Source organism: Pseudoduganella sp. GW821-FHT11H04 (assembly GCF_058807935.1).
In genome coordinates, this window is the sequence record NZ_JBXARE010000016.1 from 39977 (window position 1) to 53970 (window position 13994).

Here is a 13994-nt window from a genome sequence, read left to right on the forward strand (position 1 = left end):
GGAGCATCTACAAGATATGAGGAAAATGATTGTCTTCGCAGCGAGCATCATGATTGCGGCTCATGCTGCGGCGCAGGATGGCTGCGTGCGCAGCGAACCAACGCCGATGTTCCCGAAAGCCGCTCCCGGCATCCATACCTTCACCGCTCAAGCGCCGACCACGGCGCTCGAAACCCTGCGCCTGCCCTCGGGCGAGGTGCTGCGCCTGGAGCATGGTGGATGCGAATACTATTCGCTTACGCTGGAATTTTCCGCCACTGCGCAACAGAACGCCTACACCGCCGCCGCAAAGGTGCTCGATAGCCTGCGCACGCAACAGCCGGAAATTGCCTTCGACCTGGCGCTGGCCGCCCGCACGCTGAGGGCAATGGCCGCCAGGGGCGCGCCTCTCGAGGAAGAAAGCGAAGTCGCAGGCGACGGCGTGGATTTCCTCCAAACGCGATTGGTGCTTAAACAGGTCAAACGCAAACTGCGCCTCGCCTTATTCCGCGGTCCACTCTGAATCGCCGCTCTGCTAGACTTGGCAGATGCGAAAAATTCAACAATGTGTTTTTGCCATCGCGCTGGCGTTTGCGGCCGGTGGTGCGGTAGCCCAGGACGCGACGCCGAGCGTCGAAGTACAGGGCGTGAAGAATCCCGATATGCGCTCTTATCGCGCCGTGGTGGCGGGGCTTGATGCGTTCCAGGAGCATCATGCGCTGGCGCCAGCGGTGCCGGAATTGCGTTTCCGCCTGGCGGCGCGCGGCGGTGCGGAACTGCCGGCGGGCGATGCGCTCTACCTGCGCATTGTCAGCAACGGCGACCCGATTCCCGTGCCGGTGGCGACGGATGGCACCTTCACCATGCCGCGCGTGCAATCCGCAATCGATGACGATGCAGACTTGATCCTGAACCGCAGGAAAGGCGTACTGAATGGCCGTCCCGAAATCCGCACGCCGGGCCTGCCGGATAACGTGCGTCGCCTTGGAGACTTGCGCCTGGAGTGCCAGGTGATGGTCGCTATCGCCAAGAAAGAAATGGGCCTGATGATGAACCTCTTCATCAATACCCTGACTTTGACGCCGAATTGGTGCAACGTCACCGTACACAAAGAAAAGATGAAGTTCCCCTTCGCCAGCCTGCGTGCGCTCGACGGCGCGGAAATCATCGATGGCGAACGGCGCGGCCCAATCGAAGTGCGCGACTTCAGCTTCGAAACGCCAATTGCAGAACCAGAATGGTCGAACGATGCGCGCATTGTGCTGCACTACGCACCGGAACTAACGCCCGAAGAGAAGGCAGATCCGTGGCTGCAAAACTTGTTCCTGATCGGCACCTTGAACAACAAGACAGCGCGCGTCCCTTTGCAAAAGGCCGGGGAAGGCATTTATACGACCGAACTGGAATTGGGCAAAGGCTTGCACTTCCTTAATGCCGGCACGCGCGGCCTGGCCGCGATCAGCCTTGGCGCTGCACAGGCCGGCCAGCAACTGACCGAAGGCGGCGCCACGCCATTGGCAAAGCGAGGCAAGCGCCTGCACCTGAAAGTGGAAACCGCAGGCCGCTACGCGATTACGTTGGACGCAACCGACAAGGAAGCGCCGACGCTGCGCCTGGCGCGCCTGCCTTAAGGCTAAGGTTAAGGCGCGGCGCGCCAGATCGCTGCATCCAGGGCCGCGGGGCTGAAGCCCTGCACCACTTCGGAGCCGACGACGAACAGGGGGACGCCGCGACCGCCGTGCTGGCGGAACTCACGCGAGCCGTCGGCGTTACGTTCTTCGTAGGGAATGCCGCGCCCCGCCATGTAGGTGCGCGCTTGGGCGCAATATGGGCAGGTGGCGGTAGCGTACATCACGATATACGGCATATTGGCCGGCAGCGCGCCGGCGGCATGTTTCTGGCGCCCCGCCGAAGTGCGGGCCTTGGCCTTCGCCTGCGCAGGAGCAGGCGCCGGAGCATCCTCCATTGTCGGCAGCTTGATCGAAGCCGGCGGCACCTGGCCAAAACAGGCGCCGCTCACGGTGAGCAGGATTGCGGCAAATGCTGCAGCTTTCACGGCTACCTCCCCGGGAAGATAAGGCATCCAGCATACCACCATGCACCGCCCCTGGATCAGTTGCGGGCCGCTACCTTTTCGGCGTCCGCTTTCAACGCGTCGTTAATCGAGGACGGCTTGAAGCCCTCGATGCGGCGGTCGCCGATCAGAAGCATGGGCACGCCGCCGCCGCCCAGCTTCACGAATTCGTCGCGCACCTGGCCAGGCTTGCCGACATCGAGGTCGGCATAGGCAATGCCATTCTCCTTGAAGTAGGCGCGCGCTTTGGCGCAGTAAGGACAAGTCTCGGTGCCGTACAACACCACCTTGGCCTTATGCTCCGTGAGATAGGCGGTGTAATCGCCCTGCACATACTCTTTCTTGAACAAGGCAGGCGCTTTTGCAACCGCCACGCCGACGGCCAGTCCGGCAGCCAGGATCAGGGCATAGCCGCCCAAGGTTTTCAAATGCTTGATCATCGTGCCTTCCAGCGAGTTGGGTGACGGTTACGGGGCAACGCTTAGGAGCAGCGTTTACGGCAGGCGAACAGGTCGGCGCGGCAGCTTGCCCAGTAGCCGCCGTTGTCCAGGCAGTTGTCCATGGCGATATCGCAAGCTTCCATGCACGATGCATAATCACGGGTCGTAGCAAAGGCACCAGCGGACAGGCCTACTGCGAAGATGAACAGACCGATTTTCTTGAACATTCACTTCCTCCTTAATTGATAGCAACATTAAACAAATGACAATCATTTGCCGGAGCTACAATAACGAAGTAGTTTCTTTGCATCAAGCTAATTGTTGGTAACGAAGAAATTTTGCAACACTTGCAACACGCAAGCAAAAAAAACGGCGCCGAATGCGCCGTCTTTCCTAAGTGGCCCCGAATCAGCCGTTATTGACCACCAGGCGTGGTTCGTCGCCGAAGCGAGCCTTGATCGAGGCGGCGATGCCGGTAGCATCCAGGCCCACCAGCGCCAGCAGCTTGGCCGGGTCGCCGTGGTCGACGAATTTATCCGGCAGGCCAAGCATCTGGATTGGCTTGGTGATGCCCTCGGCAGCCAGGGCTTCCGCCACGGCTGCGCCGGCGCCGCCCATGATGCAGCCCTCTTCCACCGTCACCAGGTAGTCGTGGTCAGCAGCCAGCTGCTTGACCAGTTCCACGTCCAGCGGCTTCACGTAGCGCATATTGGCCACGGTGGCGTTCAGCAGTTCGGCAGCGGCCAGCGAAGGCGCCACCATCGAGCCGAAGGCCAGGATGGCGATCTTCTGGCCTTTGCGGCGGATTTCACCTTTACCGAGCGGCAGCGAAGTCAGTTCCTGCTCGAGCGCCGCACCAATGCCGGCGCCGCGCGGATAGCGCACCGCTGCCGGGCCTGGGTAGTGATAGGCCGTGGTCAGCATCTGGCGGCATTCGTTTTCGTCGGACGGCGCCATCACCACCATGTTCGGGATGCAGCGCAGGTAAGCCAGGTCGTAGTTGCCGGCGTGGGTTGCGCCGTCGGCGCCCACCAGGCCTGCGCGGTCCAGCGCAAAGGTCACGTCCAGGTCTTGCAGCGCCACGTCGTGAATCAGTTGATCGTAGCCACGCTGCAGGAAGGTCGAATAGATAGCCACCACAGGCTTCAGTCCTTCGCAGGCCAGGCCAGCGCCGAACGTCACCGCGTGCTGCTCGGCGATGCCGACGTCGAAGTAGCGGTCCGGGTATTCTTTATCGAAGCGCACCATGCCCGAGCCTTCGCGCATGGCTGGCGTCACGCCGACCAGGCGCTTGTCGGCCTTGGCCATGTCGCACAGCCAGTCGCCGAACACCTCGGTGTAGGTTTTCTTGGCCGGCGCCAGTGCCGGCTTGATGCCTTCGGCCGGATTGAACTTGCCGGTGCCGTGGTACAGGATAGGCTCGGCCTCGGCCAGCTTGTAGCCCTGGCCCTTCTTGGTCACCACGTGCAGGAACTGCGGGCCTTTCAGCTGCTTGATGTTCTCCAGCGTCGGGATCAGCGAATCAAGGTCGTGGCCATCAATCGGGCCGATGTAGTTAAAGCCCAGTTCTTCAAACATCGTCGCAGGAACCACCATGCCTTTGGCGTGTTCTTCCAGGCGGCGGGCAACTTCCAGCAGCGGGCCTGGCAGCACGGACTTGGCGATATCCTTGGAGGCAGCGTAGAACTGGCCCGACATCAGGCGCGCCAGGTAGCGGTTCAAAGCACCGACCGGCGGCGAGATCGACATATCGTTGTCGTTCAGGATCACCAGCAGGTTGCAGTCCTTCTCCACGCCGGCATTATTCAGCGCCTCGAACGCCATGCCGGCGGTCATGGAACCGTCGCCGATCACGGCGATCGCGTGGCGGTGCTCGCCCTTGATCTTGGCGCCCATGGCCATGCCCAGCGCAGCAGAAATCGAGGTCGAAGAGTGGGCGGTGCCAAAGGTGTCGTACTCCGATTCGACGCGGCGCGGGAAGCCGGAAATGCCGTTCAGCTGGCGCAGCGTGTGGAACTGGTCGCGGCGGCCGGTCAGGATCTTGTGCGAGTAGGTCTGGTGGCCCACGTCCCACACGATGCGGTCTTGCGGCGTGTTGAACACATAGTGCAGCGCGACGGTCAGTTCCACCGTGCCGAGGTTGGACGACAGGTGGCCGCCGGTCTTCGATACGGAATCGAGCAGGAATGTACGCAGTTCCTCGGCCAGTGGCGTCAGCTGGTGGCGGCCCAGCTTGCGCAGATCCGCAGGGTTATTAATGGTGTCAAGCAGTTTCATTTTTAAGCTTTCCTCTGCACGATCAGGTCCGCGAGTTCACGCAGGCGCAGAGCTTGTTCTCCGAAGGGCGCCAGCGCGGCGTGCGCATCCTGCCGCAATTTTTCCGCCAGGGCGATCGACGGTTGCAGGCCCAGGATGGATACGTAGGTCGGTTTGTTGTCCGCCGCATCCTTGCCTGCCGTCTTGCCCAGCGTGGCCGAATCGGCCGTGGCGTCGAGCACATCGTCGACCACCTGGAAAGCCAGGCCGATGGCGCGCGAATAATCGTGCAGCGCCGCCAGCTCGGCTTCCGTCAAATCTTTACCCGCCATCGCGCCCAGCACGACGGAGGCGCGCAGCAACGCACCGGTTTTCAGCTGGTGCATGCGCTCCAGCTGTTCCAGCGTCAGGCTGATGCCAACGCTGTCCAAATCGATCGCCTGGCCGCCGCACATGCCGGCGGAACCGGCGGCATCAGCCAACAGGCGCAGCATTCCGACCAGGCGTTGCGGCGGCACCGAATCGACGCCGGCCAGCACGCCGAAGGCTTGCGCCTGCAGCGCATCGCCGACCAGCAGCGCTGTTGCTTCGTCATAGGCCACGTGCACGGTCGGCTTACCACGGCGCAGCGCGTCGTCGTCCATGCAGGGCATGTCGTCATGCACCAGCGAATAAGCGTGGATCATTTCCAGTGCGGCGGCGGCGCGGCTCAGGGCCTGCGCATCGGCGCCGGACAGCGCACCGGCGGCATGCACCAGCAACGGGCGCACGCGCTTGCCGCCATCGAGCACGGCGTAGCGCATGGCGGCGTGCAGCTTGGCCGGAACAACGTCTTCGGCAGGCAGGTAGGAGGACAGGTCCTGCTCCATGCCGGCCTGGATGGTCTTCATCCAATCCTGGAATGATGCGCTCATTGGGCAGCCTCCTCGCCTTCAGCGAAGGGCTTGAGCATATCGCCTTCCAGCACTTTCACCTGGGCTTCGACCTTGTCGAGCTGGCCCGCGCAGAATTTCACCAGTTCAGAACCGCGGGCATAGGCGGCCACCGAAGCTTCCAGCGGCAACTGGCCGGCTTCCATCTGGCTGACCAATTGGGCCAGTTCGGCCATCGCTTCCTCGAAGGTGGCAGGCGCATTCATTTTCTTGGACATGTCGTATAACTTTAGTGTAGCCCGCTATTTTAGAACAAACTCCTGTATTCGGTCTAAAAAGCGGGCTCTAATACGGCGAAATCGTTGCAATTACTTTCACATTGGCTGCCTGGCGCCCTGCCCGAGAAAGTTCAGCGAAGATAGCCTATTTCGCGCTATAATCTCCGGTTCTGTCCGAAATACCGTTTTTATTATCTGAATTCAGGTCTTTACGGATCTTTCTCTTCTTGGTTTGGTTTTAATTAAGGGGGGTTTGGATGTCCGATCTGGGTAGCCACGCCAAGCTGGCGCGTTCGAACGCGCAACTTCCGGTCAACGTCTATTTTGACGAAACGCTTCTGCAGCGTGAAATGCAGGAACTGTTCAAGAAAGGCCCAAGGTACGTCGGCCACGAGCTGATGGTGCCGAACGTCGGCGACTTTGCCACGCTGGCGGCTGAAAATGAAGGCCGCATGCTGGTGCGTAACGCCCAGGGTATCGAACTGCTGTCCAACGTCTGCCGTCACCGCCAGGCGCTGATGTTCAATGGCCGCGGCAATGCGGAGACCATCGTCTGTCCGCTGCACCGCTGGACCTATGACCTGAAGGGCGAGCTGATTGGCGCACCGCACTTCCCGGATACCCCATGCCTGAACCTGCCAAAAGTCCAGCTACAAAACTGGAATGGACTGCTGTTCGAGCAAAATGGTTACAACGTGATGGACAAGCTCAAGTCCATGTCCGTCACCAAGGACCTGGATTTCAGCGGCTATATGCTGGACCACGTGGAAGTGCACCACTGCGACTACAACTGGAAGACCTTTATTGAGGTCTACCTGGAGGATTACCACGTCGAGCCCTTCCACCCGGGCCTGGGCAGCTTTGTCACATGCGACGACCTGCAGTGGGAATTCGGCCAGGACTACAGCGTGCAGACCGTGGGCGTGAACCGCGGCCTGAAAAAGTCCGGCTCCGACACCTACCAGAAGTGGCACGAGCAGCTGCTCAAGTTCCGCAACGGCGAACCGCCCAAGCACGGCGCAATCTGGCTCACCCTCTACCCGAACATCATGGTCGAGTGGTACCCGCACGTGCTGGTGGTTTCGACCCTGTGGCCGGAAGGGCCGAACCGCACCCGCAATGTGGTGGAGTTCTACTATCCCGAAGAAATCGTGCTGTTCGAGCGCGAATTCATCGAAGCAGAGCGCGCGGCCTACATGGAAACCTGCGTCGAGGACGATGAAATCGGCGCCCGCATGGATGCCGGCCGCAAGATCCTGATGGAACGCGGCGAAAACGATGCCGGCCCTTACCAGTCACCGATGGAAGACGGCATGCAGCACTTCCATGAGTGGTACCGGAGCAAACTGGAAGTCTGATGCAATCACTCTGGATGCTAGTTGCCAGTTTCCTGTTCGCCGCCATGGGGGTGTGCGTAAAACTGGCGTCCGATGAATTCAGCGTTTCCGAAATGGTGATGTACCGCGGGATCATCGGCATGGTGATCCTGTTCACCATGCTGCGCCTGCAAGGCGGCACCCTCAAGACCACCATGCCGCTGGCCCACTTGTGGCGCGGCGCGGTCGGCGTGATTTCCCTTTGGATGTGGTACTACACCATCGCCAAGCTTCCCCTGGCCACGGCCATGACGCTCAATTACATGGCGCCGATCTGGATCGCTGTCTGGCTGTTCGGCCATGGCTGGTGGCACCAGAAAAACCGCGTCGAATGGCCGCTGATCGTGGCGGTCGGCATGAGCTTTGTCGGCGTCACCTGCCTGCTGCAGCCGGCGTTCGATTCCAACCAGCTGGGTCCTGCCCTGATGGCGCTCGGTTCTTCCGTGCTGTCGGCCATGGCGTATATGCAGGTGCGCAAGCTGGGACTGGCGGGCGAACCGGAATCGCGCGTGGTGTTCTTCTTCAGCGTAACCAATTTCTTGGCCGGCACCACCGGGCATGTGCTGGAAAGCGGCTGGCACTGGCATGCACTGGACAACACACGCAGCTTGCTGCTGATCCTGGGTCTCGGCCTGTGCGCCACCGCAGCGCAAGTCGCGATGACGCGCGCCTACCGCCTCGGCAAAACGCTGGTGGTCGCCAACCTGCAGTACACCGGCATTGTGTTCTCCAGCTTCTGGGGCGTACTTTTATTCAGCGATAGCTTCGGCTGGTTAAGCTGGGTGGGCATGGCGATCATCCTGCTGTCCGGTGTAGCGGCAACGTTCTACAATACGCGCAGCACGGAACGTGGCAAAGCCATTTCCGAAACCGACCCGATTGCCAGCGAAGTATAAGGACCACGCATGTTCAATACCCTGATCGACGCCAACACCCTTTCGCAGCGCCTGAACGACCCGAAATGGGTCATCCTCGATTGCCGCCACGACCTGATGAATCCGGACTTCGGCCGCAACTCCTTTGCCGAAGGCCACATCCCGAACGCGCAATTCGCCAATATCGACACCGACCTCTCAGGCCCGAAAAAAGGCGCCGACGGTGTATTCCGCGGCCGCCACCCGCTGCCGGACCGCGCCGCGCTGATCGAAACCCTGCGCGCCTGGGGCATCAACGAAGACTCGCAAGTTGTTGCTTACGACGCGCACGGCGGCATGTTCGCAGCACGCCTGTGGTGGCTGCTGCGCTGGGTCGGGCATGGCGCAGTCGCCGTACTGGATGGCGGCCTCGCTGCATGGAGCGCCGCCAGCCTGCCGCTGGTGACGCCGACCGTTGCACGCGCACGCGGCAATCTCGCCGACAAGCCATCGCTGGTGCGCACGGTATCGGTGGGCGAGCTGGTGGAGAACCTGGACAGCAAGCGCCTGCAAGTGATCGACGCCCGCGCCAACGACCGCTTCCGCGGCGAGAATGAAACGATCGACCCGGTGGGCGGCCACATCCCCGGCGCACGCAACCGCTTCTTCAAAGACAACCTGCAAGCAGATGGCCGGATGAAAGACGCCGCCACGCTGAAGCAAGAGCTGAGCGCCATCGTCGGCACGCCCGAAAAAGCCGTGATGCAATGCGGCTCCGGCGTCACCGCCTGCCACAACCTGCTGGCACTCGAAGTAGCCGGCATGTCAGGCGCCGCCCTCTACCCCGGTTCCTGGTCCGAATGGTGCGCCGACACCACCCGCCCCGTCGCCACCGGCCCAGCCTGATCCCCACGCTCCAGTTCGTGTCACACCTTGGGGTCACACCCGAAGTGTGACACGAGCTCTACCAACGTAACAGCCGAGCCCGTGTCACAGTCGGGGTGTGACCCCATGGTGGGACACGGGCTCGGCTGTGGTTAGTCGCCGCCTCCGCCGCAACTGCTGCCACAGCTGCTGCCGCAACTGCTTCCTCCGCTGTCGCAGCTTGAGCTCGACGAGTCGCTGCAGTCTACTGAGCTGCCGCAACCGGAACCGCAGCCGCTTCCGCTGCTGCCGTCGCTATTGCTTGCTGCTTGCCGGCGGGCGCGTTCTTCGAATTCGTTGAATTGGGCGGAGGTGATCAAGCCGGCACCAAGCAGGCCTGCTGCGGCCATTTGCGGCGGGCAGCTGATCATCGGGTCGAAGCGGCCGAAGGCGTCGAGCTGGCTGTAGCCGGGCTGTCCGCGCTGCACCGAATACCCAAAGCCAAACGGCATTTTTAACTTCTTGTCCAACAAGAAGAGCGAGGGCAGGCGCGGGCCTTCTCGGTTCAGGCCCTCCGCTTCTCGCGCGCGAACCAGGCATACCGCCAAGGCTTCATCCAGGTTGCCGCCCATCGCGGCGCCTTCCACATGCGGCACCACGCGGCCAAAGTGCTTGCGGCAGAAGGCTTCCAGTTTTAGCGGCGATAGTCGCAGCCAGGCGTGCCAGACCGAGTCGGCGGCCTTGGATGGCAAGGCGCATGGCGCCTTATCCTGCGCGGCGCATTCGAAGAAGTCGAGCAGGCCTATCGTGGCGCGCGCAAAAAAAACGGCATCCACCGGGATGCCGTGATATTCGTTGCGGGCGCTGCTTTTCCAGTAATCGTACAGGGTAGGCGGCAATTCCTTGAGCGCCTTGCCGTGCCGCGAACGCTGCATGATGCGTTGCGCGTACCAGGTATTCATCATTGTCCAAATCATGATGCCAGCCTATGAAAAGATTGTGACAAGTGTATTACAACGTGGTGCGCTTGCCGCATCAGCTCGCTTTCCGTTGGTAATTTTGGTGAGAAAGTGTGACTATGTTCTTGAGAGTTCGTCGGGGATAACGAGCTTGTCGCGGGGGCAAAATTATGAAAATCAGAACAGAGCTGTCGGCTACGGACTTCGGCTCACAGGACATCGTCCAGATTGCCATGCGCATCAATGTGGAAGCGGGCAGCATCCACGCATGGATTTTCCTCAAACAAAATGGCTTCCGTGATGAGGAAATCATGAACCTGCTGCGCCATACTCCGGCGCTGCAGGTCGTTCACTGATCCTTACTTCTTCTTGGCAGCAGCTTCCTTGCGCGCTCGCTCGAAGGACGGCGTCCAGAGCGGGTGCCCCTTTTCGCCTGGGCTCAGGTCGAAAGTCTTATCCAGTTGGAATGCTTTCACGAATTGCTGGCGGCACAGCGTGATGCGGTTGGTGACGCAGTAGCTGAAGGCGGTGTATTTGATCGCTTCCAGTTGCAGCGGCGTTTCGGCCTTGGACAGTTCCGGTGCGGTGGTGAGCTGTTTGATCGCGCCGTTGAAATTACCTGCTTTATACATGTCGATGCCGGCGTTCAGCGCTTTGCGGGATGGCGGCAGTTCGGGCGGAGCCGGCTGAGCTACAGGCGTCGCGGCCTTCGCTTGTGCCGGGGCGGCTGGCTTCGACGCCGCAGCCGGAGCTTGCGCCGGCTCTTGCTGCTGCAGGTCGAAGGTTTCGCAGCCGGCCAGTACTAGCGTGGCTGCGATCAGGGCGAGCGTTCTCTTCATGCTCCAAAGTCGTGTTTGATGGTCACGGGCTTCCTGGCGTCGACATTAACCTTGTGGACGTAGGCTGGGAAGTTGGGGTTCTCCAGGCGAATTTCGTGTTCGCCCAAAGGCAGCGTCAGTTTCTTCAGGGGCGGTGTGATGCCCTTCTGTACGCCGTCGACGTAGATTGTAGCCCACGGCTGCACGGCGATGGAGACGGTTCCGCTAGTGGGTGCGCTCGGTTCCGCAGCTGCGGCCTGCGCTGGCGCGCCGGTGGCGGTGCTCGCCTTGCCATTTGCTGCGGCGCTGGCAGAGGCGGATGCGATTGCGAGCGCGGACGATGCTGTGGCTTGCGATGCAGCGCCTGTGCTGGCCGCGGCGGCGCTGGCCGAGGTTACGGTTTGTGGCTGTACAGCAGTGGAGCCAGCAGCGCTTGCGTTGCTGGCTGCGCTGGCGTCAGCGGAGGCCGCGCTGGCAGCATTACTCGCCAATTGGGCATCGGCGCTCTGCGCATGGCTTGCTGCCGGTGCGACCGGGCTGCCGTCGGCGAACCAGGCAATGCCGGCAACCATCAGCGCCAGCACTGCAACGCCTGCGCCAATCACGGTATTCGAGGGGCGCTTGCCGCTTGCCGCTGGCATGGCAGGCTTAGCGGAATCAGGCGCAGTTTTCTTGTTGCGGCTCGAGCGCTTGGCAGGATCAGCGGCTGCCGGTGCGGCCCTGCCTGCGCTAGCGGCTGGAGTTTGGGATGCAGCCGGCGCTTCGCGCACCTCGGCAGCCGCTGCGGATGCCGAGGCAGGTGCAGGCGTGTCGGCTTTATCGGCAGCAGGAGCCGGGGTCGCGACCGCAGCAGCGGCAGCAGGAGCGGCGGGAGCAGCCACACCTGCAATGCCGGCGGACGGCGTTGCGGCCGCTGCTGACTTGGAAGAACTGCGCGACTGGCGCACGCCTTCCAGCCCCAGCAAGATCGCAAATTCGGCGATGGTCTGCGGACGAATCTCCGGACGCACAGCCATGCCGCGATCAATCGCTTCCAGGAATTGCGTGCTGTAGCCTTCGCGTCCCGTGATAGCCAAGGGCTCAATCGGATCATTCAGCATGCGCGCCACGGCAGCGGGTGGCGCCTTGCCGGTAATAGCGGCGTACATTACCGCCGACAGCGAATAGATATCCGTCCAAGGCCCCTGGCGCATGGACTCGTCATCCGCATACTGTTCGACCGGCGCAAAACCCGGCTTCAGGATCACGGTCAAAGACTGCGCCATGTCCTGCACGATCTGGCGCGCGGCGCCAAAGTCGAGCAGCACCGGCTTGCCGTCCGGCTGAATCATGATGTTTTCGGGCGAAACGTCGCGGTGCAGGATGCTCGCCGCGTACAGCTTATCGAGCGCACTCAGGATAGGTTTCAGCAAGCGCTTAAGCCAGGCCTCGTTCACCAGCTCCGGGTTATCGCGCAACACCGACTTCAAGGTGCGGCCTTCGTAATAGCGCATCACCATGTATGCGGTACCGTGCTGCTCCCAGAAGCGGTAGACCTTCACCAGCGCCGGATGGTCGAACTGCGCCAGCAAGCGCGCTTCGTTGATGAAGCTGCGCAGCCCCGCCTCGAACGCCTCCGAGTGGCGCTTGGAGCGCACGCAAACGGTATGGTCGGTCGAACGCGCAGCCAGCGCCGACGGCATGTACTCCTTGATCGCGACGGTGCGCTGCAAGGAGTGGTCGAAAGCGAGGTAGACGATGCCAAAGCCGCCCTCCCCGATCACCTGGCGGATTTCGAATTCTGCGATGCGGGTACCGACCGGCAGGCAATTAGGCAGGTTGATCAACTCAGCTGCTTTGTTCATGAAGCGTCACCAATAAAGATAGCCTGCGCGCTGTAGTTGTCACGGGCCTTGTGCACCAGGCCCGCGCGCTCGTCGGCCAGGGCGCAAATCGCCGCCAGCCATTCTTGAGCGCTGCCTGCTTTCGCCAGCAGCAATTCCATCTGCGGCTCGGCGACCCATTCCCACAGGCCGTCGGTGCAGATCAGGATTGCATCGCCGGCGCGCAGGGCCAGCGGAGGTTGCACTGAAGGAGGCACTTCGTTTTCAGTTCCAATGGCAGCATACAGCACATTCCGTTTTGGATGGCTGCGCGGATCGGCGCCGGCAGCCAGGCCGGCATCGATCATCTGCTGCACCATGCTGTGGTCGCGCGTGGCCTGCAGCAGGCGTCCCGCGCGGAACAGGTAGATGCGGGTGTCGCCCATATGCGCCCAGGTGGCTTGCGCGCCTGCGCGGTCCACCAGCGCCAGCGCCACCGTGGCGCTCATGCCTTGCAGCGATGGGCGCTGCTTCTTGCTGCGTGCCACGGCGATGGCCGCTTCAGCCACCATGGCGGGCGTGGCGTCGGCGCTGAAGGCCGGACGCTCGCCGAAATTGCTTAATACCGATTGCACCACCGTTTGCGCCGCGACTTCGCCGCCTTCATGGCCGCCTGCGCCGTCAGAGATGACGAAGCATGCCAGTTCGCCGCGCTCGGCGCGGCCAATGGCATCCTGGTTCGATGCACGTCCGCCGACGGAGGAAACCTCCGCGACATTGAGCGCAATGCGCTGGGGCATATCGGCCATGGCTACTCCTTACTCCATTTGATCCAGTTTGCGCTCGTACGCAGCCAGGAAGGCGTCGCCAAGGTTGGCGTGGAAGTCGGTAGCGGATGCCTTGGCCAGGGCCGCGTGCTTGTCGCAGTAGCGGTCCCACAGCGCAGCTTTGCGCATCATCGGCAGCACCGCGGCCAGCGGGCTGCTGCGATGGCGGGCTTCGATCGCTTCCGGCGAAATGCGTTTCAGGGCTTCGGCCACGGCGCCTTCCATGCCGGCCATCACGCACTGCTGGTGCGCGGCCAGGTCGTCAAAGGCGTCCTCCAGCGCTTCCACCGGCCCCATAAAGCCAGGCATCTTCTTGCGCAGCATCTGGGTTTTGGCGGCCAGGCTGTCAGGCAGGAATTTGAGGGGATTGTTGTTGCGCACCACCACTACCGTTGCATCGGCGTGGATATCGCGTTTGAGTTCGGCTCGGGTTTCCAGCAGCTTATGTGCGCCGCCGATCGAGGTGGCTACCAGCTTGCCCAGCATTTCCATGAATTCTGGCGTGAGTTGCCAGTTGGGTTGCACCCCTGCGCCGCGCTGGAAAGCGGCCATCAGGGTTTCGGCGGTTTGGTGTTCGTTCGAAGTTTCGAGCATC

At 61.9% G+C, this 13994-nt stretch carries 17 protein-coding genes; 6 read left to right on the forward strand and 11 right to left on the reverse strand.

Going from position 1 to position 13994, the window contains the following annotated elements:
* Positions 1–16: 16 nt before the first annotated feature.
* The gene (locus tag AC1RTP_RS24570) at positions 17–502 is read left to right on the forward strand and encodes a hypothetical protein (RefSeq protein ID WP_498611268.1); all 486 of its coding nucleotides are present in this window, start codon (positions 17–19) and stop codon (positions 500–502) included.
* Positions 503–527: 25 nt separating this feature from the next.
* The gene (locus tag AC1RTP_RS24575; RefSeq protein WP_498611269.1) at positions 528–1610 is read left to right on the forward strand and encodes a hypothetical protein; all 1083 of its coding nucleotides are present in this window, start codon (positions 528–530) and stop codon (positions 1608–1610) included.
* A gap of 8 nt (positions 1611–1618) precedes the next feature.
* Here AC1RTP_RS24575 and AC1RTP_RS24580 read toward each other — a convergent pair whose 3' ends face one another.
* The 6 genes from AC1RTP_RS24580 to AC1RTP_RS24605 all read right to left on the reverse strand — a co-directional run bounded on the left by AC1RTP_RS24580 (position 1619) and on the right by AC1RTP_RS24605 (position 5899).
* The gene (locus AC1RTP_RS24580) at positions 1619–2035 is read right to left on the reverse strand and encodes a glutaredoxin family protein (protein WP_498611270.1); all 417 of its coding nucleotides are present in this window, start codon (positions 2033–2035) and stop codon (positions 1619–1621) included.
* A 56-nt stretch (positions 2036–2091) separates the two neighbouring features.
* The gene (locus tag AC1RTP_RS24585; protein WP_498611271.1) at positions 2092–2493 is read right to left on the reverse strand and encodes a glutaredoxin family protein; all 402 of its coding nucleotides are present in this window, start codon (positions 2491–2493) and stop codon (positions 2092–2094) included.
* Positions 2494–2534: 41 nt separating this feature from the next.
* Entirely contained in the window at positions 2535–2720 is a 186-nt protein-coding gene (locus AC1RTP_RS24590) for a hypothetical protein (protein ID WP_498611272.1), read from the reverse strand.
* 181 nt (positions 2721–2901) lie between these two features.
* Positions 2902–4770: a 1-deoxy-D-xylulose-5-phosphate synthase gene (gene dxs / locus AC1RTP_RS24595; RefSeq protein WP_498611273.1), complete on the reverse strand. Its 1869-nt coding sequence runs from the start codon at positions 4768–4770 to the stop codon at positions 2902–2904.
* A gap of 2 nt (positions 4771–4772) precedes the next feature.
* Complete coding sequence (locus AC1RTP_RS24600) at positions 4773–5663, reverse strand: polyprenyl synthetase family protein (RefSeq protein WP_498611274.1); 891 nt, start codon at positions 5661–5663, stop codon at positions 4773–4775.
* Entirely contained in the window at positions 5660–5899 is a 240-nt protein-coding gene (locus AC1RTP_RS24605) for an exodeoxyribonuclease VII small subunit (RefSeq protein WP_057262010.1), read from the reverse strand. Before AC1RTP_RS24605 ends, AC1RTP_RS24600 begins: the two co-directional genes overlap by 4 nt.
* A gap of 257 nt (positions 5900–6156) precedes the next feature.
* Between AC1RTP_RS24605 and AC1RTP_RS24610 the strand changes: the two genes are divergently transcribed.
* Genes AC1RTP_RS24610 through AC1RTP_RS24620 form a run of 3 tightly spaced genes read left to right on the forward strand, consistent with a single transcriptional unit; the run spans position 6157 to position 9035 of the window.
* Positions 6157–7257, forward strand: coding sequence for an aromatic ring-hydroxylating oxygenase subunit alpha (locus AC1RTP_RS24610; RefSeq protein WP_498611275.1), 1101 nt, complete (start codon positions 6157–6159; stop codon positions 7255–7257).
* Positions 7257–8171 (forward strand): DMT family transporter, encoded by a 915-nt coding sequence (locus tag AC1RTP_RS24615; protein ID WP_498611276.1) that lies wholly within the window; start codon positions 7257–7259, stop codon positions 8169–8171. The genes AC1RTP_RS24610 and AC1RTP_RS24615 overlap by 1 nt, the downstream gene beginning before the upstream one ends.
* Positions 8172–8180: 9 nt before the next feature.
* Positions 8181–9035, forward strand: a complete 855-nt coding sequence (locus AC1RTP_RS24620) for a sulfurtransferase (protein WP_498611277.1) — start codon at positions 8181–8183, stop codon at positions 9033–9035.
* 131 nt (positions 9036–9166) lie between these two features.
* Here AC1RTP_RS24620 and AC1RTP_RS24625 read toward each other — a convergent pair whose 3' ends face one another.
* Positions 9167–9958, reverse strand: a complete 792-nt coding sequence (locus tag AC1RTP_RS24625; protein ID WP_498611278.1) for a UCP032817 domain-containing protein — start codon at positions 9956–9958, stop codon at positions 9167–9169.
* A 164-nt stretch (positions 9959–10122) separates the two neighbouring features.
* Between AC1RTP_RS24625 and AC1RTP_RS24630 the strand changes: the two genes are divergently transcribed.
* Positions 10123–10308: a hypothetical protein gene (locus AC1RTP_RS24630; RefSeq protein ID WP_498611279.1), complete on the forward strand. Its 186-nt coding sequence runs from the start codon at positions 10123–10125 to the stop codon at positions 10306–10308.
* Between the two features lie 3 nt (positions 10309–10311).
* On the opposite strand, the gene AC1RTP_RS24635 is transcribed toward AC1RTP_RS24630, so the two are convergent.
* Genes AC1RTP_RS24635 through tagH form a run of 4 tightly spaced genes read right to left on the reverse strand, consistent with a single transcriptional unit; the run spans position 10312 to position 13993 of the window.
* Positions 10312–10791, reverse strand: a complete 480-nt coding sequence (locus AC1RTP_RS24635) for a TssQ family T6SS-associated lipoprotein (protein WP_498611280.1) — start codon at positions 10789–10791, stop codon at positions 10312–10314.
* The gene (locus tag AC1RTP_RS24640) at positions 10788–12614 is read right to left on the reverse strand and encodes a protein kinase domain-containing protein (protein WP_498611281.1); all 1827 of its coding nucleotides are present in this window, start codon (positions 12612–12614) and stop codon (positions 10788–10790) included. Before AC1RTP_RS24640 ends, AC1RTP_RS24635 begins: the two co-directional genes overlap by 4 nt.
* Positions 12611–13381 (reverse strand): PP2C family protein-serine/threonine phosphatase, encoded by a 771-nt coding sequence (locus tag AC1RTP_RS24645; RefSeq protein ID WP_498611282.1) that lies wholly within the window; start codon positions 13379–13381, stop codon positions 12611–12613. The genes AC1RTP_RS24640 and AC1RTP_RS24645 overlap by 4 nt, the downstream gene beginning before the upstream one ends.
* Before the next feature lie 9 nt (positions 13382–13390).
* Positions 13391–13993 (reverse strand): type VI secretion system-associated FHA domain protein TagH, encoded by a 603-nt coding sequence (gene tagH / locus AC1RTP_RS24650; protein WP_498611283.1) that lies wholly within the window; start codon positions 13991–13993, stop codon positions 13391–13393.
* Position 13994 lies beyond the last annotated feature (1 nt).